This is a genomic window from Flavobacterium riviphilum (assembly GCF_055231795.1).
In genome coordinates this window covers 16943-41224 of record NZ_JBUYSY010000019.1, presented here as the reverse complement: position 1 = coordinate 41224, position 24282 = coordinate 16943, and the positions used below count along the sequence as shown (strand labels likewise).

Below are 24282 nucleotides of genomic sequence, written 5' to 3'. Positions count from 1 at the left end.
GAACATACTTACATCGCTAGTTGTTCTGGTACTAGAAAGTCACTTGAGGTGAAAAATCCACAAGAAGAAATACTGGCTGCTAGTATACAAGTGTACCCTAACCCTTCGCATGGCTCGTTAACCATTAGTCGTAACTCTGACCAAGCCACGACCCTTTCTATTGTCAACATTTTAGGACAAGAAGTAAAAACAGAGGTGTTGAATACCCAGGAACACGAACTCAATTTGAGTCACTTACCCAATGGGATGTACTTCCTGAATTTTACTACCCAAAAGGAGAAAATAACTAAGAAAATAATTATTCAAAAGTAAAAATCAATAAAAGGCTGCAACATTGCAGCCTTTTATTTTATGAAAAGAAAAACCTTTAAAACTTTCCACCATTGTTCGAACGAACTTCTTGAAAAATATTTGATACCTTTTTGGGTATTTACAATAAAATAAATCAATGAATTAGATACCTAAACCTTGAAATATATCCTTCACGAAATACAAAACAGATATAAAATTAACTAATTTTAGTACACCTATCATATCTCAAAATTAAAGGTATCCGTTTATTCAAATTAAAAACAACATCAAAATGAAAAACAATCAATTGATTACCAATGAGTCCATGTTTTTTCAGGGTCCGATATCTCGAATTAAAGAATTGATGTTCACCTTTAAGGTTCAATTTCACTTTATAAAAGCATTTAGAAAATTGCACTTTATTGGTCCTTGTGTAACTGTATTTGGTTCAGCTCGCTTTACATCCGATTCTGAACACTACCAAAATGCTGAAAAAATTGGGGCAGCAATAGCAAAACTAGGATTTACAATAATGACTGGAGGCGGACCCGGAATAATGGAAGCTGCAAACAAAGGAGCTTTTGAAAATGGCGGATATTCTGTGGGTTGCAATATCGAACTCCCCTTAGAACAAAAACCCAATCCATACCTACACAATTGGATCAACATCCCTTATTTTTTCATAAGAAAAGTAATTCTTATAAAATACTCTTATGCCTTTATTGTAATGCCAGGCGGCGTTGGGACTTTAGACGAATTATTTGAAGCACTCACACTAATACAAACCAAGGTAATTAAAAATTTTCCAGTAATAATTTTTGATTCCGAATATCATAAAGAACTTTGCCATCATATTAAAATTATGCTTGAAAATGAAAGTATCAGCCCCGAAGACATGAAGCTTCTCTATGTAACAGATTCAATACCTGATGTCATTACCCATTTGGAAACACATGCTATAAAAGAATTTGGACTGATCAAAAAACAATACAAACCTAAGTGGTGGCTATTTGAAAACAAGGCGAAAAAAAACTACTAAACACCTTGTATGCTTAATTATTAATTCAACATGTATAGCATCGGCTACACTCCTATTCTAAAACACCATTAAAATCAACTCAAAATGTGCTTTCATTCCAAACAAACCAAATCTGCAACCGAAGTAGAAAATCGATTCAAAGCCAAAATCGATAATCGATCACAATTTCAACCCAAAGAAATAGTAAACGGTTTTGATTTTCCTTTGTACCCTATAATTACAGATGAAAACCCTGATACAATCACACACTACCATTGGGGGTTGATACCCAGTTGGTCCAAAGATGAAGAAATAAAAAAGCATACACTTAACGCCAGAATTGAAACGATAACCGAAAAACCTGCCTTTCAAAACGCGGTAAACCAAAGATGTTTAGTCCTTGCCAATGGATTTTATGAATGGCAGTGGCACGATAGTAAAGGAAAAAACAAATCAAAATTTGAAATTGGCATTGAAAACGAAGCGCTTTTTGCATTTGCAGGACTATATGCAATATGGAGAAACCCAAAGACCGGAGAACTAAAAAACACCTATACGCTTGTAACCACAGCCGCCAACTCTGTAATGGCAGAAATACATAACATCAAAAAAAGAATGCCAGTTATACTGCGGCCTGAAGATGAACAAAAATGGTTGCAGCACGAACCCATACAAAAATTCTCTTTTCCATATGAAGTGAATTTGGTAGCCAAAAATTTAAACTTTAGCGCCCTATTTTAAGAAATAACACACAATGCAACGTAAATAGTTCAAAACAATTATTTCATATCACTCTAAATAAAGTAAAAAAATATTGTTCGATAGTTTATTTTTAACTTTATATATCGTAATATTGCAATATAACATCAATCAACATGGGAGCAACAAAAACAGACAGTTTTACTACACAACAAAACGAATTAGCCACAATAGCCAAAGCCCTAGGACATCCGGCACGCATTGCAATCCTAGAATACTTATTAAAAGTAGATACTTGCATTTGTGGCGATATCGTAAACGAATTACCATTGGCACAACCTACCGTTTCACAACACCTTAGAGAACTGAAAAATGCAGGACTCATACAAGGAAGTGTGGATGGCACTTCGATTTGTTATTGTTTAAGCCAGAAGGGCTTTGAAAGTATAAATGTTTTTTTTCAACACATTACCAATCATTTAGAAAAAAAGAAAATTGACCTGAGCGAATGCAATGCTAAAGAGTCATGTTGTTAATTTAAAAAAGAAGTATAATGAAACTATCTCAAATTAAAACCATTTTAGCTGATCTAGAAACGGTCAACTTCAAACTACCTAACGAAACGTATGTCCCAGAACATTTTCATGTAACCGAAGTGGGATTAATTACCAAAAACTTTATTGATTGTGGCGGCACAGTTCGAAACGAAACAGTGGTGAATTTTCAATTGTGGAATGCCAACGATTTGGAACACCGTTTAAAGCCTCAAAAACTAATACATATTATTGAATTGTCCGAAAAAGTACTAGGCATCCAAGACTTCGAAATTGAAGTAGAATATCAAGATACAACAATCGGAAAATACGGTTTAGATTTCAATGGAACGGAATTTCTTTTGACTAACAAGCAAACGAATTGCTTGGCACAAGACCAATGTGGGGTTTCAGACAACAAACCAAAAGTTAGACTTTCGGATTTAAAAAACGAAAGTGGTTGTTGTACCCCAAACAGCAAGTGCTGCTAACTTTTAAATAATCAAAACTTCAACAATAATGACAACAGAAACAACTTCATGCTATCCAACTTTAGCAGAATATTTTAAAAAAATTGATACGAATAGTGTCACAAATGAACGAAAAGCTGTCCTACAGCCCTTGATTGACTTTGTTCAAAGTAAAGTGAACAACCAACAATCCATCAGACTAAACTTCATTTGCACCCACAACTCCAGAAGAAGTCATCTATCACAAATATGGGCGCAAACTGCAGCTGCGTTCTTTAAAATCGACAACGTATTTTGTTATTCTGGAGGCACTGAAACTACCGCTATGTTTCCAATGGTGGCGCAAACCCTTACCAATACCGGATTCAAAGTTCAAACCGTGTTAAGTGGAAACAATCCTGTGTATGCTATTAAATTCAGCCCAAACGAACACCCAGTTATTGCCTTTTCCAAAAAATACGATGACGAATTCAATCCCGAAACTGGTTTCGCAGCTATTTTGACCTGTTCTCAAGCCGATGGTGGGTGCCCATTCATAGCAGGTGCTGAAAAAAGAATTCCTATCACATTTGAAGACCCTAAAGCATTTGACAACACTCCTATACAAGCAGAAAAATACCTCGAAAGAAGTTTACAAATTGCTACCGAAATGTTTTTCGTTTTCTCACAAATAAATCAGTAAATATGTCCGCAACACATTGCACTCCTGTCTTAGAAAGAAAAAAACTATCTTTTTTAGACCAATTTTTAACCCTCTGGATTTTTCTAGCCATGGCGGTAGGAGTAGCCATTGGTTATTTTATTCCATCGAGTAGTACGTTTATTAATTCTTTTTCTAGTGGCACAACCAACATCCCCCTTGCCGTTGGATTAATCTTAATGATGTACCCTCCTTTGGCCAAGGTAAATTACTCAAAAATTAGTGAAGTGTTTAAAAACATCAAAGTCCTCGGTGCTTCCTTACTTTTAAATTGGATTGTAGGTCCCATTTTAATGTTTGTTCTGGCCTTACTTTTCCTAAATGGCTATCCCGAATACATGATTGGTATTATCTTAATTGGATTAGCCCGATGCATCGCCATGGTGGTAGTTTGGAATGATTTGGCCGAAGGAAACCGCGAATATGGCGCAGGCTTAATTGCTTTAAACAGTATTTTTCAAGTCTTACTTTATAGTGTATATGCTTATTTATTCATCACCATCTTACCTCCATTTTTTGGTTATGACGGATTTGAAGTAAATATTAGTATTAGACAAATTGCAGAAAGTGTTGGAATTTATTTAGGCATTCCGTTTGGAATGGGACTAATCAGTAGATACGCTCTTATCTATTGGAAAGGCGAAGAGTGGTTTCAAAACAAATATGTACCCTTCATTTCTCCTATCACTTTGATAGCCTTATTATTCACCATTGCCATAATGTTCAGTTTGAAAGGTGAATTAATTGTACAAATACCAATGGATGTCATTCGAATCGCCATTCCTTTGGTAATCTATTTTGCTATCATGTTTGTCCTTAGTTTCTTTATTGGCAAATACTTTGGCGCTGATTATTCCAAAGCTACCGCCATTGCCTTTACAGCAACAGGAAACAATTTCGAATTAGCCATTGCTGTAGCCATAGGGGTATTTGGCATCAATAGCGGACAAGCTTTTGCCGGAGTGATTGGCCCTTTAGTAGAAGTACCTGCCTTAATTGCCTTAGTAAATCTAGCTTTTTGGTTTCGTACTAAGTATTATTCTAATGCCAGCTAACAAACCTAATTAAAATCTTCAAACAAGCAAGACACTAGATCATCACACCACCTTCGATCTAGTGTCTTTTTTTTATGGGAATTGGGTAATAATTTATAACACAAGTAATCATGTTAAAAAACACATAAAAAATGATTTTGATAGTATATTTGCCTTCAACATCCAAAATCAAAGTATAATACATTAATCTAATGAAAAAAATTACCAGTATCGTATTACTTGTAACTGTTCTGTTAAGTTGCGGAGTAAAACAAACACAAAGATTAGTCGGAGAAGGCAATTATGACGTAGCCATTCAAACCGCATTAACCAACTTACGTAGCAATAAAGACAAAAAAAGCAAACAAGATTATATTTACTTACTTGAAGAGGCGTTTGCTAAAGCTAAAGAAAGAGACTTGAATGCTATACAAATGATAAACATGGGAGCCAATCCTAATGATTACGAAAAATTGTATAATTTATACCAGCAATTGCACGAACGTCAAGAAAAAATTAAACCGATTCTTCCGTTGACGCTTTTTAAAGAGAATCGAAATGCCATTTTTCCTTTTGAAAATTACAACAAACAAATTATTGAAAGTCGACAAAACTTGGTTGGGTTTTTATACCAAAATGCTGTTCTACTCATGAAAAATCAAAACAAATTGGATTACAGAAAGGCATACGAGGATTTAAACTATTTGAACCAATTGCTTCCAAATTACAAAAACGTAGCCTCTTTAAAAGAAGAAGCACTTATTAAAGGAACAGATTATGTCTTGGTAAAAACGAAAAATGAATCCAATACAATAATTCCAGCGCAACTTCAAACGGATTTGTTAGATTTTAGTACTTTCAAACTTAACAATCGTTGGATAGAATATCACAACACTACTCAAAGAGGCGTAAATTATGATTATGTGATGCAAATCCTCTTTAGAAACATTCAAGTATCTCCCGAACAAATTAAAGAAAGAGAGTTTACCAAAGAAAAAGAAGTAAAAGACGGAGTAAAACAAGTTTTGGATGCCAACGGAAAAATAGTCTTAGATAGCAATGGAAAAGAAGTTGTTGTAGATAACTTCAAAAAAGTAACCATAGCAGTATACGAATTCAAACAATTCAAAGCTTGTCAAGTTACAGCCAAAATTGAGTTTACCGATTTAAACACGAAACAATTAATACAATCTTTTCCACTAACTAGTGAATATGTGTTTGAAAACGTTTATGCAACCTATAAAGGAGACAAGAGAGCCTCTGAAGAAAGTTACTTTGCCACTTTTGACAGAAGAGCGGTCCCTTTTCCTACCTCTGAACAAATGATTTATGATGCTGGAGAGGATTTAAAAGCCAAAATTAAAAACTTACTGAATTCTAATCAGTTACATTTATAAAAGAAAAAACAATAAAAAGACCGATTTACTACCAAAAAAAGTGATTTTGACTTTAAAAATCACTTTTTTTTGTTTAAAAAATAAATCTTTGTGATTTTTGGCATTTTTATGAAAAATTTGATTTTTCATAATTAATTATATTGTAAATTTGCGCCAATGAAAAAAACAAGTTTACATATAACTTCTATCTACCGGATAAATTTACCTTCTCCCTCTCCCGAGGTGCGGATGCTATAATTCTAGCTCCAACAACATTAGTAAATTACTATTTTATCCCATTTTTTCATTTTTCCATTTTGAAATCAAAACCATTTTTATACTTGGTGTTTCAAAAAAAACAAAACACAAAGTCTATCATTTCGTATTTTTTTCCTCATCATCATGTAACAAATGGTTTTGAAAAAAACAATACATTTAATATCTAACTGAATATGTTTGTATTAGACAAAAAGAAAATAAAATCATCCACTCTAAAAGCTCAACCCAAAATGAATATGCTTATCACTGTTGCACAAAAAGAACATTTCAAATATGCAGCTGAAATTTGTGATACCATCGAAACTTCGGCACGTTTAAGAGGAACCGGTATTGCCAAAAGAACACCTGAGTATATTCAGAAAAAAATGGAAAATCAAGACGCTGTTATTGCTATAATCGATGGAAAATTTGCCGGATTTTGCTACATCGAATCTTGGCAACATGAGCAATTTGTAGCGCATTCAGGTCTGATTGTACATCCTGACTTTAGAAACTTAGGATTGGCCAAAAAAATCAAAACAAAAGTTTTCTATTATTCGCAAGAAAAATATCCAAACGCCAAAGTATTCGGAATCACCACTGGACTCGCCGTAATGAAAATCAATTCCGATTTAGGATACAAACCCGTTCCTTTTTCTCAATTGACTACCGACCCTACATTCTGGAAAGGCTGTCAAACTTGTACCAATTTTGAAATCCTAAAAAGCAAAGACTACAAAATGTGTTTGTGTACTGGAATGCTGTATGATCCCAAAGAAAAACAAAAAAATCCACCCAAACATCCGTTCAATGTCCGGATTTGGAATCGATTAAAGGAGATCAAACAAGCCTTATTCTTGAAAAACAAATAACAAATTATAAAATATAACGTGGCGCGCTGAGCAAAACATTAAAAAATACACCATGGAAAATAAAAAAGTAGTATTAGCCTATAGCGGAGGATTAGACACTTCCTTCTGTTTAAAATATTTAAAAAACGAAAAAGGATTCGAAGTACATACCGTATTAATCAACACGGGCGGATTTGATGAAGCCGAACTCAAAGCCATCGAAGACAGAGCCTACGAATTAGGAAGCGCCAAACACGCTAACCTAACTATTTTAGACAAATATTACGACAAAGCCATCAAATACTTGATTTATGGTAATGTTCTAAAAAATAACACCTATCCGCTTTCGGTGAGTGCCGAACGTGTTTTTCAAGCCATCGAAGCCATAAAATACGCCAAATCTGTTGGAGCCACAGCCATCGCACACGGAAGCACTGGCGCAGGAAACGACCAAATTCGTTTTGATTTAATTTTCCAAACCATAGCTCCCGAAATCGAAATCATCACTCCTATTCGTGATTTAAAACTATCTCGTCAGGAAGAAGTAGATTATTTAGCCAAGAACGGGGTACATTATTCTTGGGAAAAAGCACAATATTCTATCAACAAAGGCCTTTGGGGAACCAGTGTGGGCGGAAAAGAAACCTTAACTTCAGGACAACCTTTACCAAGCGAGGCCTACCCTTCGCAATTGCAAAAAGAAGGCGAAGTGAAAGTAACTTTGGAATTTAAAAAGGGCGAATTGGTTGCTATAAATGGCAAAACAGATAAACCTTCTAACAATATTGTGGCCTTAGAAAAACTGGCAAGCGCTTACGCCATCGGAAGAGACATCCACGTGGGCGACACCATTATCGGTATCAAAGGAAGAGTTGGTTTTGAGGCCGCAGCCCCATTAATCATTATCAAAGCGCACCATTTGTTAGAAAAACATACACTAGGCAAATGGCAACAATACTGGAAAGAACAACTAGGCAACTGGTACGGAATGCTATTCCACGAAGGGCAATTTTTAGACCCAGTGATGCGCAACATCGAAACATTCTTAGAAGACACGCAAAAGACAGTCAATGGAACCGTAACGGTCTCTTTAAAACCCTATCATTTCAGTTTAGACGGCATCGAATCACCAAACGATTTGATGAACACCGGCTTCGGTCAATACGGTGAAATGAACAATGCTTGGACGTCTGACGATGCCAAAGGCTTTATCAAAATTCTAGGCAATGCGCAGAACATATTTTCATCTGTGAATCAAGAAACTTACGAGTAAGTTAGTTTACCACAAAGCTCACTAAGAAGACACAATACACACCATGCTTTGTGAACTTTGTGCCTTCTTTATGTTCTTAGTGTTAAAGATTTGAACCTACTACTTTTTAGAGAATTTCTATTCAGCTTTTAAAAATAAAAATTATGATTAATGTTGGAATTATTGGCGGTTCGGGTTATACGGCTGGCGAACTCATCAGAATCTTGATGTTTCATCCCAACGCCAAGCTCGACTTTGTGTACAGCACCACCAATGCGGGCAAACCGCTTTCGGTAGCGCATCAAGATGTGTTGGGCGATATCGAAATGAATTTTACAGACACCATCAACCCAAATGTAAACGTAGTGTTTCTATGTCTTGGTCACGGTAAATCCAAAGCTTTTTTATCCGAAAATACATTTGCCAGCCATACCAAAATCATTGATTTAGGCAATGATTTCAGGTTAGAAAAAGACGCAATTTTTGACGGCAAAAAATTCATATACGGCTTACCAGAACTGAACAAAAAAGCCATTAAAAATGGACAATTCATCGCTAATCCTGGCTGTTTTGCCACCGCTATTCAATTGGCTTTACTGCCTTTAGCAGAAGCTAAATTACTCAATAGCGATGTGCATATCAACGCCACAACCGGAAGTACGGGCGCTGGAGTGAGTCTTTCAGAAACCTCACATTTTAGTTGGAGAAACAACAATATGTCGCACTACAAAGCTTTTGAACACCAACATTTGGGAGAAATAGGCGAAAGTTTGCACCAATTGCAAGAAGATTTCAACAACGAATTGCTTTTCATTCCCAACAGAGGCGATTTCCCAAGAGGAATTTTTGCCACACTTTACACGCATTGTGAGGAAAGCTTAGAAGATATCGTGGCCAAATATGAAGCTTTTTATAAAGACGAACCGTTTGTAACGGTTACCACTACCAACATTAATTTAAAACAAGTGGTTCAAACCAACAAATGCATCATTAGTTTGATGAAAAAAGGCAACCGAATTTTGATTACATCGATTATCGACAACTTAGTCAAAGGTGCTTCAGGTCAAGCCATTCAAAATATGAACTTGCTCTTTGGACTCGACGAAAGTACCGGATTGCATTTGAAACCAAGTGGATTTTAGAAAAAATTGTTTAAAGTTTAAAAGTTTAAAGTTGCTCGTGTAACCTTAAACCTTAAACTTTAAACCTTAAACAAAAAACAACAATGAACCTATTCGACGTTTACCCATTATACAACATCACACCTGTAAAAGCAGTAGACTGCACCATTACAGATGAAAACGGTGTAGAATATTTAGATTTATACAGCGGCCACGGAGTCATCTCCATTGGGCACACCCAACCGCATTATGTGGCGAAAGTAAAAGAACAATTGGACAATATTGGATTCTATTCTAACGCCATCCAAAATCCATTACAAGTGGAATTAGCCCAAAAATTAGGTGAATTATCAGGTTATGATGATTACGCTTTGTTTTTGTGCAGCTCAGGAGCCGAAGCCAATGAAAACGCATTAAAATTAGCCTCTTTCCACAACGGAAAATCGAGAGTGATTGCTTTCGATAACTCCTTTCACGGAAGAACATCGGCAGCAGTGGCGGTAACGGACAACAAAAAAATTGTGGCTCCCATTAATGCACAACAAGTGGTTACTTTTTTACCACTAAACCAGATTGATTTGGTAAAAACCGAATTACAAAAAGGCGATGTATGCACCGTGATTATTGAAGGTATTCAAGGTGTGGGCGGTTTAGATGAAGGCACAACCGAATTCTTTCAAGCCTTAGAAAAACTGTGCAAACAATACGAAGCGGTTTTGATATTAGACGAAGTCCAATCAGGTTATGGCAGAAGCGGGAAGTTTTTTGCACATCAGTACCATAACATCAAAGCGGATATCATTTGCTTGGCCAAAGGAATGGGCAATGGTTTCCCAATTGGTGGGATTTTGATTGCTCCACATTTCAAAGCGAGTTATGGCTTGCTAGGTACTACTTTTGGCGGAAGTCATTTGGCTTGTGCCGCAGGAATTGCCGTTTTGGATGTGATTAAAAGCGAAAAATTAATGGATAATGTAAACGCCGTTAGCGAGTACTTTATGAAAGCCATCCAACAAGTGCCTGAAATCATCAAAGTAAAAGGAAAAGGATTAATGCTGGGGGTAGAATTTGATTTTGATGTGAGTGCCTTACGCAAGAAAATGATAGTGGAAAAGCATATTTTTACAGGAAGTGCCAATAATAAAAACTTATTGAGAATTTTACCGCCCTTGACCATTACCACAACAGCAATTGATACCTTTATCACGGCCTTGAAAGAGTCGTTGGCCGAATTGAAATAGTTTTTATTCTTTAGCCTGTGGTTTAAACCAAAGACTATAGAATAAAAAAGGGGCACGCCCAAAAAATTAACTAACCAAAAACTATGAATACACTACTAACCATCGAAAAAAGAAACGCCGTTTTAACCACGATGGCAACTTTGCTTGAGCAGGAACGAACGGCGTTGAAAAGTAGCAACCAACAGGATTTAGCCAATTATTCTGGAGAAGATTTGGCAATGGAAAAACGTTTGTTGGTCGATGATGCCAAAATTGACGGTATGATTTTGTCCTTGCAACAATTGGCCACTCAAGAAGACCCCGTGGGAAAAGTACGTTTTGAATTTGTTCACGATAATGGTCTCAAAATTTATAACAAAACGGCTGCATTTGGCACTATTTTAATTATTTATGAGTCTCGACCTGATGTAACCATTGAAGCAGGTGGTATTGCTTTTAAGTCCGGAAATAAAATTCTTTTAAAAGGCGGTAAAGAATCATTACTATCGAATCAAAAGATTGTAAGTCTTTGGCATCAAGCGTTAGACAGCAATGGTGTAGCAACGGATTGGGTAGAATACCTGAATTACGATAGAGTACAAACCCAAGCTTTTTTGGAAAAACCAACTCAAAAAGTCGATTTGATTGTACCTCGTGGCGGAGAAAAATTAATTGAATTCACCAAAAAACACGCTACTTGTCCAGTCATCGTGAGCGGTCGTGGCAACAACTTTTTATACATCGAAAAAGAAGCGGATGTAACCAAAGCTTTAAATATAATTATAAACGCAAAGACCTCAAATATATCTGTTTGCAATGCTTTAGATAAAGTAGTCATTGATGTTAATTTACCAAATTGGGAAGACTTTGCAAACCAATTAGTTCGTGCTTTACAAGAACGAAAAGTGACCGTTTTGGGCGATGCTACAATGGCCAAAGCTACTCAAATTTCCCAAATTGATTCAGATGCTATTTGGTATGAAGAATTTTTGGATTACAAGATTGTAATTGGTACAGTTTCTTCTAATCAAGAAGCAATAGCTAAAATCAATAAATATTGCGGTGGTCACTCAGCTGCTATCATCACCGAAAGTGAAACTACAGCCCAAGAATTTATGGATAATGTTGACGCCTCATCTGTTTATCATAATGCTTCGACTCGTTTTACCGACGGAGGACAATTTGGTCTAGGTGGAGAATTGGCTATCAGCACAGACAAATTACACCAACGCGGTCCCATTGGTTTACAACATTTGGTTACCAACAAATGGTATGTTTACGGAGAAGGACAAGTCAGATAAGATGGCAGAATTGAGAGTATAGATTTTAGACGAAAGATTTGCGAACGTTGCGTTTTAATCGTTCCAATTATAAAAAATGCGCCCTTTGCGGTTAAAAAAGATGACAAAAAAAAGAATATTATTAAAATTAGGCAGCAACACCTTAACCAAGGAAACCAATCATATTTCGAGAGGAAAGATTGAGGATATTGGAATGCAAATTGCTGCGCTACAAGACCAATACGAGTTCATTATTGTAAGTTCTGGGGCGATTGCCGCTGCCAAACAGTTTGTCAAACTTGACAATAATGACCAAGAAGTGTTTGTAAAACAAGCCTTAGCCTCTATTGGGCAACCTCATTTGATGCGTATTTACCACGAAAATTTCAGTGATTTAGGATTGCATATTTCTCAATGTCTTCTCTCCTATTCTGATTTTGAAAAAGAACAATCCAAAGACAACATCGTGAACACCATCAATGTGTTGGTCAAAAACAACTACATCCCCATCATCAATGAAAATGACACGGTGGCGACAGACGAAATTAAGTTTGGCGACAACGATAAATTAGCCGCTTTGACAGCTGAACTTTTAAAAGTAGATATTTTGATTATTGCTACGAACACCAATGGAATATACACCAAGGCCTCTTTAAAAGAGGAATTACCAACCACCATTGAACACGTAAATGATTTGTCTTTGCTAGAAAAAGAAATCGGCGATTTCAAGTCTTCACACGGAACTGGAGGTATGCAATCGAAAATTGAAGCGGCAGCCATTGCCAAAAAAGCCAATATTGAGACTTGGATTGTGAATGGCCTAGAGGATGATTTTATGCGGAAAGCGCTGCGGAATGAAATCCCTTTCACTAAAATTATTTAACTTAGAGCCACTAAAAATCACAAACTACAAATCCGCTTATATAGCATTCTAATACGATATAGCTATGAATTACACCTCAATAAAAGAAATCAATTCGCTAAAAAAATGGGTAAAACAAGCCCTCAAGATAAAGAAAGACCCTTTAAAAAAACAATCATTAGGCAAGAACAAAACATTGGTAATGCTCTTTTTTAATCCAAGTTTGAGAACGCGTTTAAGTACTCAAAAAGCGGCCATCAATCTAGGAATGAACGTGATGGTGATGAATTTTGGCGCTGAAGGTTGGACTTTAGAATTCGAGGACGGTACCGTAATGGATCAAGGCGCCTCAGAACACATCAAAGAAGCCGCTGAAGTCGTTTCGCAATATTGCGACATTATTGCCATCAGAGCTTTTGCGGGACTTACCGATCGTGAAAAAGATTATGCAGAAACGGTAATGAATGGTTTTGTAAAATACGCTACAGTACCTATTGTTAATATGGAAAGTGCTACGGGTCACCCGCTACAATCCTTGGCCGATGCAATAACCATGGCCGAGTTCAAAACCAAACACAGACCCAAAGTAGTGCTGACTTGGGCACCGCACCCAAAAGCATTGCCTCAGGCCGTAGCCAATTCGTTCGTAGAAATGATGCAACTGCAAAAAGATATGGATTTTGTAATTACGCATCCGGAAGGTTATGAATTGAATCCCGAAATCACCAAAGATTCGGTTATTGAATACGATCAAAACAAAGCTTTTGAAAATGCTGATTTCATTTATGCCAAAAATTGGAGCAATTTCAACGACTACGGTAAAGTAACCAGTATGGATAAAAATTGGACCGTGACGGCCGATAAAATGAAATTAACTAATAATGCTAAATTCATGCATTGCTTGCCGGTGAGAAGAAATATGATTGTAGCAGACGATGTAATTGACGGTAAAAATTCCATAGTAATTCAACAAGCCAACAACAGAACCTATTCGGCTCAATTAGTTTTGCAAAAAATACTGAAAAGGCTTCCTGATGAAAACCATAGTTTGGATTATTAAACTAAAAAAATGGAACAACTAACAATAGTAAAAATCGGAGGTAATATCATCGACAACCCAGCAGAACTACAGCAATTTATTGCCGATTTTTCAAAAATTGAAGGCTATAAAGTGTTGGTGCACGGTGGAGGAAAATCAGCGACCAAAATGGCAAAAAGTATTGGCTTAGTCCCTCAAATGATTGATGGAAGACGCATTACCGACCAGCCTATGCTAGACGTTGTGGTGATGATTTATGCTGGCGAAATCAACAAAAATATCGTGGCACAATTACAAGCAAAGGGAACCAATGCTATGGGCTTTTCTGGCGCGGATGGCAATTTGATTCAGTCTACCAAAAGAAATCATCCCACGATTGATTACGGTTTTGTGGGAGATGTGCAAAAAGTAAACACCTCGCTGCTAGAAACATTGATTAAAAACGAGATAACACCGGTTTTTTGCGCTATTACACACGACAAACAAGGACAATTATTGAATACGAATGCTGATACGATTGCCAGTGAATTAGCCATTGCTTTGTCGGAAGTTTTTGAAGTAACTTTGACGTATTGCTTTGAAAAATCAGGGGTTTTGTATGATGCAGAAGATGACACTTCTGTCATTGAAAACATCAATAAAGAACTGTATGACCAATTAAAAACAGAAGGCGCCATACATTCAGGGATGATTCCAAAACTCGACAATTGCTTTAACAGCTTGTCCAAAGGCGTTCATAAAATAAAAATTGGACATCACAGACTATTGAAAGACAACAACGTACTTTGTACGAGTATAACATTATAGATTACTAACAACCCTTTCAGAGTTTGAAACTCTGAAAGGGTTAAATTATAAATTTTGAAAACCATAACAACCCTTACACAAGAAGCCATCGCCTTACTAAAAGCACTGATTGCTACTCCTTCCTTTTCTAGTGAAGAAGCACAAACTGCGCTTTTGATAGAGCAATGGTTCCAACAAAATAACATTCCTTTTGAGCGGGAAAACAATAATATTTGGGCGTACAACCAACACTTTGATGCGGCTAAACCTACCCTTTTACTGAACTCGCATCACGATACAGTAAAACCCAACCAAGGCTATACCAACGACCCTTTTGAGCCTATAGAAAAAGACGGGAAATTATTTGGTCTCGGCAGTAACGATGCTGGAGGTTGTTTAGTGGCTTTATTGGCCACTTTTGTTCATTTTTATGCTCAAGAAAATTTGCCTTACAATTTGGTGATGGTGGCTTCTGCAGAAGAAGAAAGCAGTGGCAAAAACGGATTGAATAGCGTACTACAACATTTACCAGAAATTGATTGCGCCATTGTGGGCGAACCTACCTTAATGCAATTGGCTATAGCCGAAAAAGGCCTTTTGGTTTTGGATGTAGTCGTAAAAGGAACCGCAAGCCACGCAGCGCATCACAATCCAGACAATCCGATTTACAATGCGATGCCTGTCATCAGTTGGTTTAACAGCTACCAATTCGAAAAAGTATCAGAAGTTTTAGGACCTGTAAAAATGACGGTAACCCAAATCAACGCAGGAAAACAACACAATGTAGTGCCTGCAGAATGTCATTTGGTAGTCGATATTCGAGTAAACGATTGTTATACCAATGCGGAAATATTAGACACAGTTCGTCAACAAGTGAAAGCTGAGATTACCCCGCGTTCTATGCATCTCAATGCTTCTTCTATTCCTCTTTCACACGGATTAGTACAAGCAGGAATCGCGTTAGGGCGCACCACCTATGGCTCTCCTACGCTTTCAGACCAATCGGTATTGAGTTGCCAGTCGTTAAAACTAGGTCCAGGAGAAACCCTGCGGTCACACTCGGCAGACGAATTCATTTACATCAATGAAATCGAAGAAGGAATTGAATTGTACATTAAAATATTGACAGATTTTTTTAGGAGCTAATCCCGCTATCCGTTACAATCTTTTATGGCGAACCCCGCCATAAAAGGATTTTCACTACTATCGGGGCTAGGAATAAAATAAAACGAGAACATAAATCTAACAAAGACACTTTGCGAACCTCTGATCTCCTTTGTGGTGCTTTGTGAAAAAAAAAATAATATGAAACTCTGGGAAAAAGGAATACCAACCGATAAACAAATCGAACATTTTACGGTAGGAAATGACCGTGAACTCGATTTGGTTTTGGCCAAATACGATGCTTTAGGTTCTATTGCTCACGCTAAAATGTTGGCTCAAATAGGATTATTGGAGACTACAGAAGCTGATGATTTAGTTTTGGCTTTACAAGAGATAATCACAGCTATCGAAAAAGGAGATTTCGAAATCGAAGACAGCTTTGAAGACGTACATTCCAAAATCGAATATTTATTGACAGAGAAACTAGGCGATGCTGGTAAAAAAATACACACGGCACGTTCTAGAAACGACCAAGTGTTAGTGAATGTCAATTTATATTTGAAAGACGTTGTTATTGCACTCAAAGAGCAAGTAAAAACGCTTTTTGATTTGTTCATGGAATCCGCTGAACAGTATCAAAACGTACTGTTACCTGGCTATACGCATTTACAAATTGCTATGCCATCATCCTTTGGTATGTGGTTTTCTGCTTATGCCGAAACTTTAATAGACGATATCACGATGTTGAACGCCGCCTTGAAAGTGGTCGATCAAAATCCGTTAGGTTCTGCCGCTGGTTATGGCAGCTCCTTCCCTATCAACCGAACCTTTACTACTCAGGAATTAGGCTTTGCTACTTTAAAATTCAATTCGGTAGCAGCACAAATGAGCCGTGGTAAATCCGAGAAAACTGTAGCTTTTGCAATGAGTAGTGTCGCAGCGACTTTGGCAAAATTCTCTATGGACGTTTGTTTATATATGAGCCAAAACTTTGATTTTATTAGTTTACCAGCTCATCTAACGACTGGGTCGAGCATTATGCCCCACAAAAAAAACCCCGATGTTTTTGAATTAATCCGTGGCAAATGCAATAAAATTCAAGCGTTGCCTTATGAAATTACTTTAATCACTAATAACCTTCCTAGTGGCTATCACCGTGAATTTCAATTGTTGAAAGAAGGATTATTTCCTGCGATTCAAAATCTAAAAGCCTGTTTGGATATTGCCATTTTTTCCATCAAAGACATTAAGGTAAAAGACAACATTCTAGCCGACCCTAAATACAATTACCTATTTACCGTAGATACTTTAAACGAAATGGTAGTAGCTGGAATGCCTTTTAGAGACGCCTACAAAGCGGTGGCAGAACAATTAGAAAATGGTACTTACGAATCACCAAAAGCTACCCAACACACGCACGAAGGAAGTATTAATAATTTGTGTTTGAAGGAAATTAAAGAAAAAATGCAAAATGTTTTTTAGAAGAAATGCATCTAAAACACAAAACCGTTCTGAGAAATTTAGAACGGTTTTTTTATTAAACTTGGTTACGATTTTCAAATCAAAACTAACTCAAATCCAATCGCATCATAATATCGGTCTGCTCATCATCGCCTAACTTAAAAATGTGCTGGTCGAAGGGTACAAAACCATTTTTGGTATAAAAACGAAGCGCTCTGAGATTTTTTTCCCAAACACCAAGCCATACATACGCAAGTCCTTTTGATTTGGCAACCGTTATGGCTTTATCATAGAGTAATTGCCCAACACCCTTACCATGAAAGGCATTGACAACATAAATACGCTCAATTTCAAGCGCTAGAATATCTTTCAACTCTGTTTGAGCCTTTCCAAAATTGATTTTCAAATATCCAATGATGTCGTTTTGATAAGTCGCAAAATAGAATTCAGAATTTTTGTTTTGATACTCTGACGTAAGTTTTTCAATAGAAAAACCTTCCTCCAAATAGATTTTCATATTTGCTTCTGAATTAAAATCAGAAAAAGTCTCTCGAAAAGTCTGTTGTCCTATTTTTTGCAATTGAGCTATATCATTATTTTGAACTTTAGATATTACAATATTGGTCATAATTTTAAATTTAATATTTATTATATTTAACTTGAAAAAAAAGCGAATTTTTGTAACATCATGTCTTTCCTTGATTAAATAGTTGCAAAATATAAGCTTCTTTGGGTTAAATATAATACTAATGATCCGTTGGAAGAAATTTAAGCAAAATTAAATTGTAGGAATTAGACCTGAAACTGATGAGGAGCATCTGAATTTCCAATTATTCATGTGTTAAAAAATAAAAAATCATTTTGATATTCTTGGTTTTCGAATTATAAGTATTCGTTCAAACAAAAAAAAATTAATAAATAAAGCATGTTTTACCTTAAATAAAGTTCAAACAATAACTTTCACTTAACTAATTTTAAACATAAATTATGAAAACGATTATTTCTACCCTTTGCTTTAGTATTATATCTTTTTTTGCGATTGGTCAATCCAACACTTCCGAGGCATCAAAAGAAATTATCAATGGTATTTCTGTATCAGAATTGAAAGAATTATGTAAAAATGATACGCCTAGATTAGAAGCTATTTTTAAGGATTTACACAGTAATCCTGAACTTCCATTCATGGAAATTAGAACCTCAGGAATTATTGCTAAAGAATTAAAAGCCTTAGGTTTTCAAGTAATAGAAAAAGTAGGCAAGACCGGCGTTGTAGGCATTTTGAAAAATGGGGATGGCCCCACGGTAATGTATCGAGCCGATATGGATTGTATTGCGGTACAAGAAGCCGTGAATCTCCCCTATGCTAGCACCAAAAAAGTAAAAAATGAAGAAGGCAAAGAAGTACCCGTAATGCATGCTTGCGGACATGATGCTCATGTTACATGGATGCTTGGTATGGCCAAACAAATGGTAAAATTAAAAAACAAATGGAAAGGTACCCTTGTGCTAGTAGGACAACCAGCAGAAGAAAACGGATTTGGAGCCATAGCAATGGCAGAGGAAATGTACAGCAAAGGTGTCCCCGTTCCAGACTTGCTTTTAGGCATGCATACGGGGCCTGCTCCGGTAGGAGTATACTTAAATAGACCAGGGGAACGTATGGCAGGAGCGGTACAATTGGATGTTACATTTTTTGGAATTGGCGGACATGGATCAACCCCTGAGCAAACTAAAGACCCTATCGTCATGGCTGCTAATGCCATCCTTCAATACCAAACTATTGTAAGTCGAAATTCACACCCTCAATTTCCTGTGGTATTGACCGTAGGCGCTATGGAAGCTGGAATTGATAATAATGTCATTCCTAATAAAGCTTTATTAAAACTAAATCTTCGATGGTATCGAAAAGAAGACAAAGAACTTTTACTCAGAAGAATTAATGAAATAAATGAAGGAATCGCTGTTTCAAATAATCTTCCCAAAGAATTATACCCAAAAACAGTGATTAAACAAAATCTTGGTACCTTAAAAAATAATGAGGCTTTGACTGCAAAAATCAATATAGCCTTAGAGAAAATGGCTGGCCCAAACAAAAATTTATCGATACCTCCGGTTATGGGATCAGAAGATGTTCAAGAATTACTTAAAGATCATCCTGAAGTCCCTTACAATTATTTCATCGTTGGAATCGCCAATCATGAAGTTTTTGAAAAAGCAACAAAAGAAGGCAAACAATTCCCTTTTTCGAATCATAATCCCGATTTCTGGGTTGATTTATCTGCTATACCATTCGGAACATCCCTTGGTTTAGCAGCTGTTTTGGAAGCCTTCTCAAAATAATTACAAACTTGTTTATTGTCCTAAAAACTTACTTAAAGCAACCGCCTCAATAGCATCATGAGAGGCATTATAAATCGCCTTTTCTTCTTTAATTAAAAGAAGTTGAGGCGATTGATGTTGTACACCAAAACGAGTGGCAATTTCATTTGAAATCTCACGATAAGCAATTAAATCCAAAAAATAAGCATCGATACTATCGTGCAGTTCAAACTCATTTTCAAACTGTTTCAAGGCAAATCGACTAATGCTACAACGCGTACTGTGCTTGAAGATAAGTATAGGTTTTTCATTAGAATGTGCTGTTAACTCGTCCAATTGTCCCATCAATTGCAAGGGTATCCAATTGACTTTACTAACCGATTCTTTTTTTTCTTCTGAACTACCAAATAGGGAATGAAATAGGCTCATTTTGTCTTTTTTTATGTCTTTTTGTCGTTAAATAATAATGAAAATCAAATAATAACAGCCAAAATGTCCGTAAATTTATATTGGAATACCATTTGACGCTTTGTCAACAAAAATAAACATTTACAACAAACAATAATCATCAAATCTATCAATCATGAATATTAACAAATTTACCATCAAATCCCAAGAGGCCATTCAGCACTCCCAACAATTGGTGCTAAGCCTTGGGCAACAACAAATAGAAAACGAACATATTTTCAAAGCTATTTTTGAAGTAGACGAAAATGTAGCTCCTTTTATTTTGAAAAAACTCAATGTAAATGTGCCTTTATTCAAACAAATAATTGACAGTACCATACAAAGTTTTCCAAAAGTTTCTGGAGGTGAAATTCAATTATCTAGAAATGCTAACACCGCACTTAACGAAGCCGAAATCATTGCTAAAAAAATGAATGACGAATTCGTTAGTATTGAGCATTTAATCCTAGCCATTTTTGCCTCAAAAAGTAAAGTCGCCCAAATTCTAAAAGACCAAGGTGTGACTGAAAAAGGACTAAAAGCGGCCATCGACGAATTGCGTAAAGGCGAACGCGTAACCTCGGCCTCGGCAGAAGAAACGTATAATTCCTTGAGTAAATATGCTAAAAACCTAAACGAGTTAGCTAAAACCGGCAAATTAGATCCTGTAATTGGGCGTGACGAAGAAATTCGTCGTGTTCTTCAAATTTTGACTAGAAGAACCAAAAACAATCCAATGCTCGTGGGAGAACCAGGTGTGGGTAAAACGGCTATCGCCGAAGGTTTGGCGCACCGAATTGTGGCGGGCGATGTTCCCGAAAACTTAAAGAACAAAATTGTGTTCTCACTCGACATGGGTGCTCTGATTGCAGGAGCTAAATACAAAGGAGAATTTGAAGAACGTTTGAAATCGGTAGTGAAAGAAGTTATCGCTTCGGAAGGAGATATCGTGTTATTCATAGACGAAATTCACACACTAGTTGGAGCTGGTGGTGGCGAGGGTGCGGTGGATGCTGCCAATATCTTAAAACCAGCTTTGGCACGTGGCGAATTGCGTGCCATTGGTGCAACCACTTTGGATGAATTCCAAAAATATTTTGAAAAAGACAAGGCCTTAGAACGTCGTTTCCAAAAAGTAATGGTGGAAGAACCCGATACCGAAAGCGCTATTTCGATTTTACGAGGTATCAAAGAAAAATACGAAACACACCATCAAGTTCAAATTAAAGACGAAGCTATTATTGCTTCGGTTGAATTGTCACAACGATACATTTCTAACCGATTTTTACCGGATAAAGCCATCGATTTGATGGACGAAGCGGCATCGAAATTACGTATGGAAATTAACTCCAAACCCGAAGAACTCGATGTCTTGGATCGCAGAATCATGCAACTTGAAATTGAAATCGAAGCCATCAAACGGGAAAAAGACGAAAGCAAGTTGAAAGTTTTAGGCTTGGATTTGGCCAATTTAAAAGAAGAACGCAACGAAATTTTTGCCAAATGGAAATCTGAAAAAGATATCGTAGATAACATACAATTGGTAAAAACAGAAATCGAAAACTTCAAGTACGAAGCAGAACGCGCCGAACGTGAAGGCGATTATGGTAAAGTAGCGGAGATTCGTTACGGTAAAATCAAAGAAGCGCAAGAAAAATTAGCAAATCTTACGCATCAATTACAAGAAAATCAATCGGGTACTTCTTTGATTAAAGAAGAAGTAACGCGAGAAGATATTGCCGAAGTTGTAGCCAAATGGACCGGAATTCCTGTCATGAAAATGCTACAAGGCGAACGTGAAAAACTATTGAAATTAGAAGATGAATTACACAAACGTGTGGTAGGACAAGAAGAAGCCATCGAGGCTGTGAGTGATGCGGTTCGTAGAAGTCGCGCAGGTTTGCAGGATATGAAAAAACCCGTAGGAACCTTCCTTTTCTTGGGAACCACTGGTGTGGGTAAAACCGAGTTGGCCAAAGCCTTGGCAGAATACCTCTTCGACGACGAAAATGCCATGACCCGTATCGATATGAGCGAATACCAAGAACGTCATAGTGTGAGCCGATTGGTTGGAGCGCCTCCGGGTTATGTGGGTTACGACGAAGGAGGACAATTGACTGAAGCCGTGCGAAGAAAACCGTATTCTGTAATTCTGCTTGACGAAATAGAAAAAGCACATCCTGACACCTTCAATATCTTGCTTCAAGTGCTGGACGAAGGTCGTTTAACAGACAATAAAGGACGCTTGGCCGACTTCAAGAACACAATTATCATTATGACCTCGAATATGGGAAGCCAAATCATTCAAGATAAATTCGAGAATTTAAAAGGAAGTATCGAAGCTGCTACCGAAGCCGCCAAAGTAGAAGTATTGGGTTTACTCAAACAAACGGTTCGCCCAGAATTCATCAACCGTATCGACGAAATCGTGATGTTTACTCCGTTGACCAACGCTAATATTGAGCAAATTGTTGGTTTACAATTGAAAAACGTGACGAATATGTTAGCGCAACAAGGCATTACACTTGATGCAACACCGGAAGCTATAACGTATTTATCACAAAAAGGTTTTGATCCACAGTTTGGAGCACGACCCGTAAAAAGAGTAATTCAACGTGAAGTTCTTAATGCTTTGTCCAAGGAAATACTTTCAGGAAAAATCACCACGGATAGCATAGTGTTGCTGGATGCTTTTGACAATGAATTGGTCTTCAGAAATCAAAGTGATTTAGTGAATTCCTAAAAAATAAATATTCCCTCATAAACCTTTCGGATTCACAAGTCCGAAAGGTTTTTTTTTGACAAAGAAATATAATTTTAAAAAAACTAGAATTAAATCCTGGCAATCGAGTTATTTTTTTTTGATTTGTTCAGACTTTGCATACATTTGTAAACCAACCTAAAATCGAATCATTTTGTTGGCCTTCATAAAAAATAATACAAAGCATGGACATTGTTAAATTTAAAATCACACCTAAAACTATAAAAGTAGAAGTGCGTAATTCCAATAATTATGTCTTTAATTTTAATAGTGCAGTGGAAATCGACAAACAGGATCGAGACGTTTTATTAAAACTATACAATGCCTTAGATTTATTATTCAAAAAAGAACCCACTACAGAAAACAAAAATTATATTTCACCCAATCAAACCAATATTTTAGATCAAATTAATGAAGTTTCAGGATTTGAAGAAAAATAATTTGTTTACTCCTTTTACATAATTTAATTAACCAAATTTTAAACTAAATAAGTATGGCCTCAGGATTTTTTGCCTTATTAGATGATATCTCAGTTCTTATGGATGATGTAGCTACTATGAGTAAAGTAGCAACTAAAAAAACAGCTGGAATATTAGGAGATGATTTGGCGGTAAACGCAGAAAAAGCTTCAGGCTTTGTATCCTCAAGAGAACTTCCTGTTTTATGGGCCATTACAAAAGGATCGTTTATCAACAAGTTAATCATCTTGCCATTTGCTTTCCTCTTAAGCGCTTTCTCTCCCATGGCCATCATCATTATCTTGGTTTTGGGTGGCTTGTATCTTGCTTATGAAGGGGCCGAAAAAATCATAGAATATTTCTTTCCACACCCACATGAAACCAAAGCAATTCAAGCTGAAGAATCCCTCTCTGAAGAAGCAGTATTGTTACTAGAAAAAGATAAAATTAAAGCTGCTATCGTTACCGATTTCATTCTTTCTATTGAAATTGTTATCATCGCATTAGGGGCTGTTGTAGAAAAATCAATCACCATACAAATTTTATCGGTTTCGTTTGTAGCAATATTAGCCACTATCGGAGTATACGGAATAGTAGCTTTAATTGTTAGAATGGATGATATGGGATACCGTTTAATAAATACGAGTTCCAATGAAAAAGGGATACTGTCTACTATAGGTAATATATTAGTAAAAGCATTGCCTTTGGTTATTAAAAGTTTAGGAGTTATTGGAACGATCGCTTTACTGTTAGTTGCTGGAGGAATATTTGTTCACAATATTCCTGTGCTACACCATATATTTCCTCAAATTCCAGCGATGCTAACTGAATTAGTAGTAGGTTTTCTAGTGGGACTTGTTACTGTTGGTGTAGTAACCCTTGTAAAAAAAGTATTAGGTAAAAAATAATCCCAAGAAGACGAAACGATTTTTCTATTTCTGT

The 24282-nt window shown here is 36.5% G+C and carries 24 protein-coding genes; 22 read left to right on the top strand and 2 right to left on the bottom strand.

What is annotated here, in order from left to right:
* The 18 genes from ACZIX2_RS13005 to argH all read left to right on the top strand — a co-directional run.
* A partial coding sequence (locus ACZIX2_RS13005; RefSeq protein WP_463340529.1) for a T9SS type A sorting domain-containing protein occupies positions 1-312 on the top strand: 312 nt, incomplete at its 5' end.
* A gap of 271 nt (positions 313-583) precedes the next feature.
* Entirely contained in the window at positions 584-1330 is a 747-nt protein-coding gene (locus ACZIX2_RS13000; protein ID WP_463340528.1) for an LOG family protein, read from the top strand.
* Positions 1331-1414: 84 nt separating this feature from the next.
* Positions 1415-2050: an SOS response-associated peptidase gene (locus ACZIX2_RS12995; RefSeq protein WP_463340527.1), complete on the top strand. Its 636-nt coding sequence runs from the start codon at positions 1415-1417 to the stop codon at positions 2048-2050.
* A gap of 134 nt (positions 2051-2184) precedes the next feature.
* Entirely contained in the window at positions 2185-2544 is a 360-nt protein-coding gene (locus ACZIX2_RS12990) for an ArsR/SmtB family transcription factor (RefSeq protein ID WP_463340526.1), read from the top strand.
* Positions 2545-2561: 17 nt separating this feature from the next.
* On the top strand, positions 2562-3032 hold the full coding sequence (locus ACZIX2_RS12985) for a DUF6428 family protein (RefSeq protein ID WP_463340525.1): 471 nt from the start codon (positions 2562-2564) through the stop codon (positions 3030-3032).
* A gap of 28 nt (positions 3033-3060) precedes the next feature.
* Positions 3061-3693, top strand: coding sequence for an arsenate-mycothiol transferase ArsC (locus ACZIX2_RS12980; protein ID WP_463340524.1), 633 nt, complete (start codon positions 3061-3063; stop codon positions 3691-3693).
* A gap of 2 nt (positions 3694-3695) precedes the next feature.
* Positions 3696-4766, top strand: coding sequence for an ACR3 family arsenite efflux transporter (gene arsB, locus ACZIX2_RS12975; protein ID WP_463340523.1), 1071 nt, complete (start codon positions 3696-3698; stop codon positions 4764-4766).
* A 191-nt stretch (positions 4767-4957) separates the two neighbouring features.
* Positions 4958-6142 carry a hypothetical protein gene (locus ACZIX2_RS12970; RefSeq protein WP_463340522.1) on the top strand — a complete coding sequence of 395 codons (1185 nt, stop codon included), beginning with the start codon at positions 4958-4960 and terminating at the stop codon, positions 6140-6142.
* A gap of 488 nt (positions 6143-6630) precedes the next feature.
* The gene (locus ACZIX2_RS12965; RefSeq protein ID WP_463340530.1) at positions 6631-7251 is read left to right on the top strand and encodes a GNAT family N-acetyltransferase; all 621 of its coding nucleotides are present in this window, start codon (positions 6631-6633) and stop codon (positions 7249-7251) included.
* A 52-nt stretch (positions 7252-7303) separates the two neighbouring features.
* Positions 7304-8503, top strand: coding sequence for an argininosuccinate synthase (locus ACZIX2_RS12960; RefSeq protein WP_463340521.1), 1200 nt, complete (start codon positions 7304-7306; stop codon positions 8501-8503).
* Positions 8504-8646: 143 nt separating this feature from the next.
* Positions 8647-9624 carry an N-acetyl-gamma-glutamyl-phosphate reductase gene (argC, locus tag ACZIX2_RS12955; RefSeq protein ID WP_463340520.1) on the top strand — a complete coding sequence of 326 codons (978 nt, stop codon included), beginning with the start codon at positions 8647-8649 and terminating at the stop codon, positions 9622-9624.
* Positions 9625-9707: 83 nt separating this feature from the next.
* On the top strand, positions 9708-10844 hold the full coding sequence (locus tag ACZIX2_RS12950; RefSeq protein ID WP_463340519.1) for an aspartate aminotransferase family protein: 1137 nt from the start codon (positions 9708-9710) through the stop codon (positions 10842-10844).
* Positions 10845-10927: 83 nt separating this feature from the next.
* Positions 10928-12124, top strand: coding sequence for a glutamate-5-semialdehyde dehydrogenase (locus ACZIX2_RS12945; RefSeq protein ID WP_463340518.1), 1197 nt, complete (start codon positions 10928-10930; stop codon positions 12122-12124).
* A gap of 100 nt (positions 12125-12224) precedes the next feature.
* Positions 12225-12986: a glutamate 5-kinase gene (proB, locus tag ACZIX2_RS12940; RefSeq protein ID WP_463340517.1), complete on the top strand. Its 762-nt coding sequence runs from the start codon at positions 12225-12227 to the stop codon at positions 12984-12986.
* Positions 12987-13050: 64 nt separating this feature from the next.
* On the top strand, positions 13051-14025 hold the full coding sequence (locus ACZIX2_RS12935; protein WP_463340516.1) for an N-acetylornithine carbamoyltransferase: 975 nt from the start codon (positions 13051-13053) through the stop codon (positions 14023-14025).
* Positions 14026-14034: 9 nt separating this feature from the next.
* Entirely contained in the window at positions 14035-14811 is a 777-nt protein-coding gene (argB, locus tag ACZIX2_RS12930; RefSeq protein ID WP_463340515.1) for an acetylglutamate kinase, read from the top strand.
* A gap of 54 nt (positions 14812-14865) precedes the next feature.
* On the top strand, positions 14866-15936 hold the full coding sequence (locus tag ACZIX2_RS12925) for a M20 family metallo-hydrolase (RefSeq protein ID WP_463340514.1): 1071 nt from the start codon (positions 14866-14868) through the stop codon (positions 15934-15936).
* Positions 15937-16095: 159 nt separating this feature from the next.
* Complete coding sequence (gene argH, locus ACZIX2_RS12920; RefSeq protein WP_463340513.1) at positions 16096-17376, top strand: argininosuccinate lyase; 1281 nt, start codon at positions 16096-16098, stop codon at positions 17374-17376.
* A gap of 85 nt (positions 17377-17461) precedes the next feature.
* Here the strand turns inward: argH and ACZIX2_RS12915 are convergent, their stop codons facing one another.
* Positions 17462-17983: a GNAT family N-acetyltransferase gene (locus ACZIX2_RS12915; protein ID WP_463340512.1), complete on the bottom strand. Its 522-nt coding sequence runs from the start codon at positions 17981-17983 to the stop codon at positions 17462-17464.
* A gap of 359 nt (positions 17984-18342) precedes the next feature.
* On the opposite strand from ACZIX2_RS12915, the gene ACZIX2_RS12910 reads away from it, so the two are divergent.
* Positions 18343-19695 (top strand): amidohydrolase, encoded by a 1353-nt coding sequence (locus tag ACZIX2_RS12910; RefSeq protein WP_463340511.1) that lies wholly within the window; start codon positions 18343-18345, stop codon positions 19693-19695.
* A gap of 12 nt (positions 19696-19707) precedes the next feature.
* Here the strand turns inward: ACZIX2_RS12910 and ytxJ are convergent, their stop codons facing one another.
* Positions 19708-20103, bottom strand: a complete 396-nt coding sequence (ytxJ, locus tag ACZIX2_RS12905) for a bacillithiol system redox-active protein YtxJ (RefSeq protein WP_463340510.1) — start codon at positions 20101-20103, stop codon at positions 19708-19710.
* Between the two features lie 154 nt (positions 20104-20257).
* Between ytxJ and clpB the strand changes: the two genes are divergently transcribed.
* The 3 genes from clpB (at position 20258) to ACZIX2_RS12890 (ending at position 24248) form a co-directional block, all read left to right on the top strand.
* Entirely contained in the window at positions 20258-22864 is a 2607-nt protein-coding gene (gene clpB, locus ACZIX2_RS12900) for an ATP-dependent chaperone ClpB (protein ID WP_463340509.1), read from the top strand.
* Positions 22865-23067: 203 nt separating this feature from the next.
* The gene (locus ACZIX2_RS12895) at positions 23068-23322 is read left to right on the top strand and encodes a hypothetical protein (RefSeq protein WP_463340508.1); all 255 of its coding nucleotides are present in this window, start codon (positions 23068-23070) and stop codon (positions 23320-23322) included.
* 53 nt (positions 23323-23375) lie between these two features.
* Positions 23376-24248, top strand: coding sequence for a DUF808 domain-containing protein (locus tag ACZIX2_RS12890; RefSeq protein WP_463340507.1), 873 nt, complete (start codon positions 23376-23378; stop codon positions 24246-24248).
* The last annotated feature ends 34 nt before the right edge of the window (positions 24249-24282 follow it).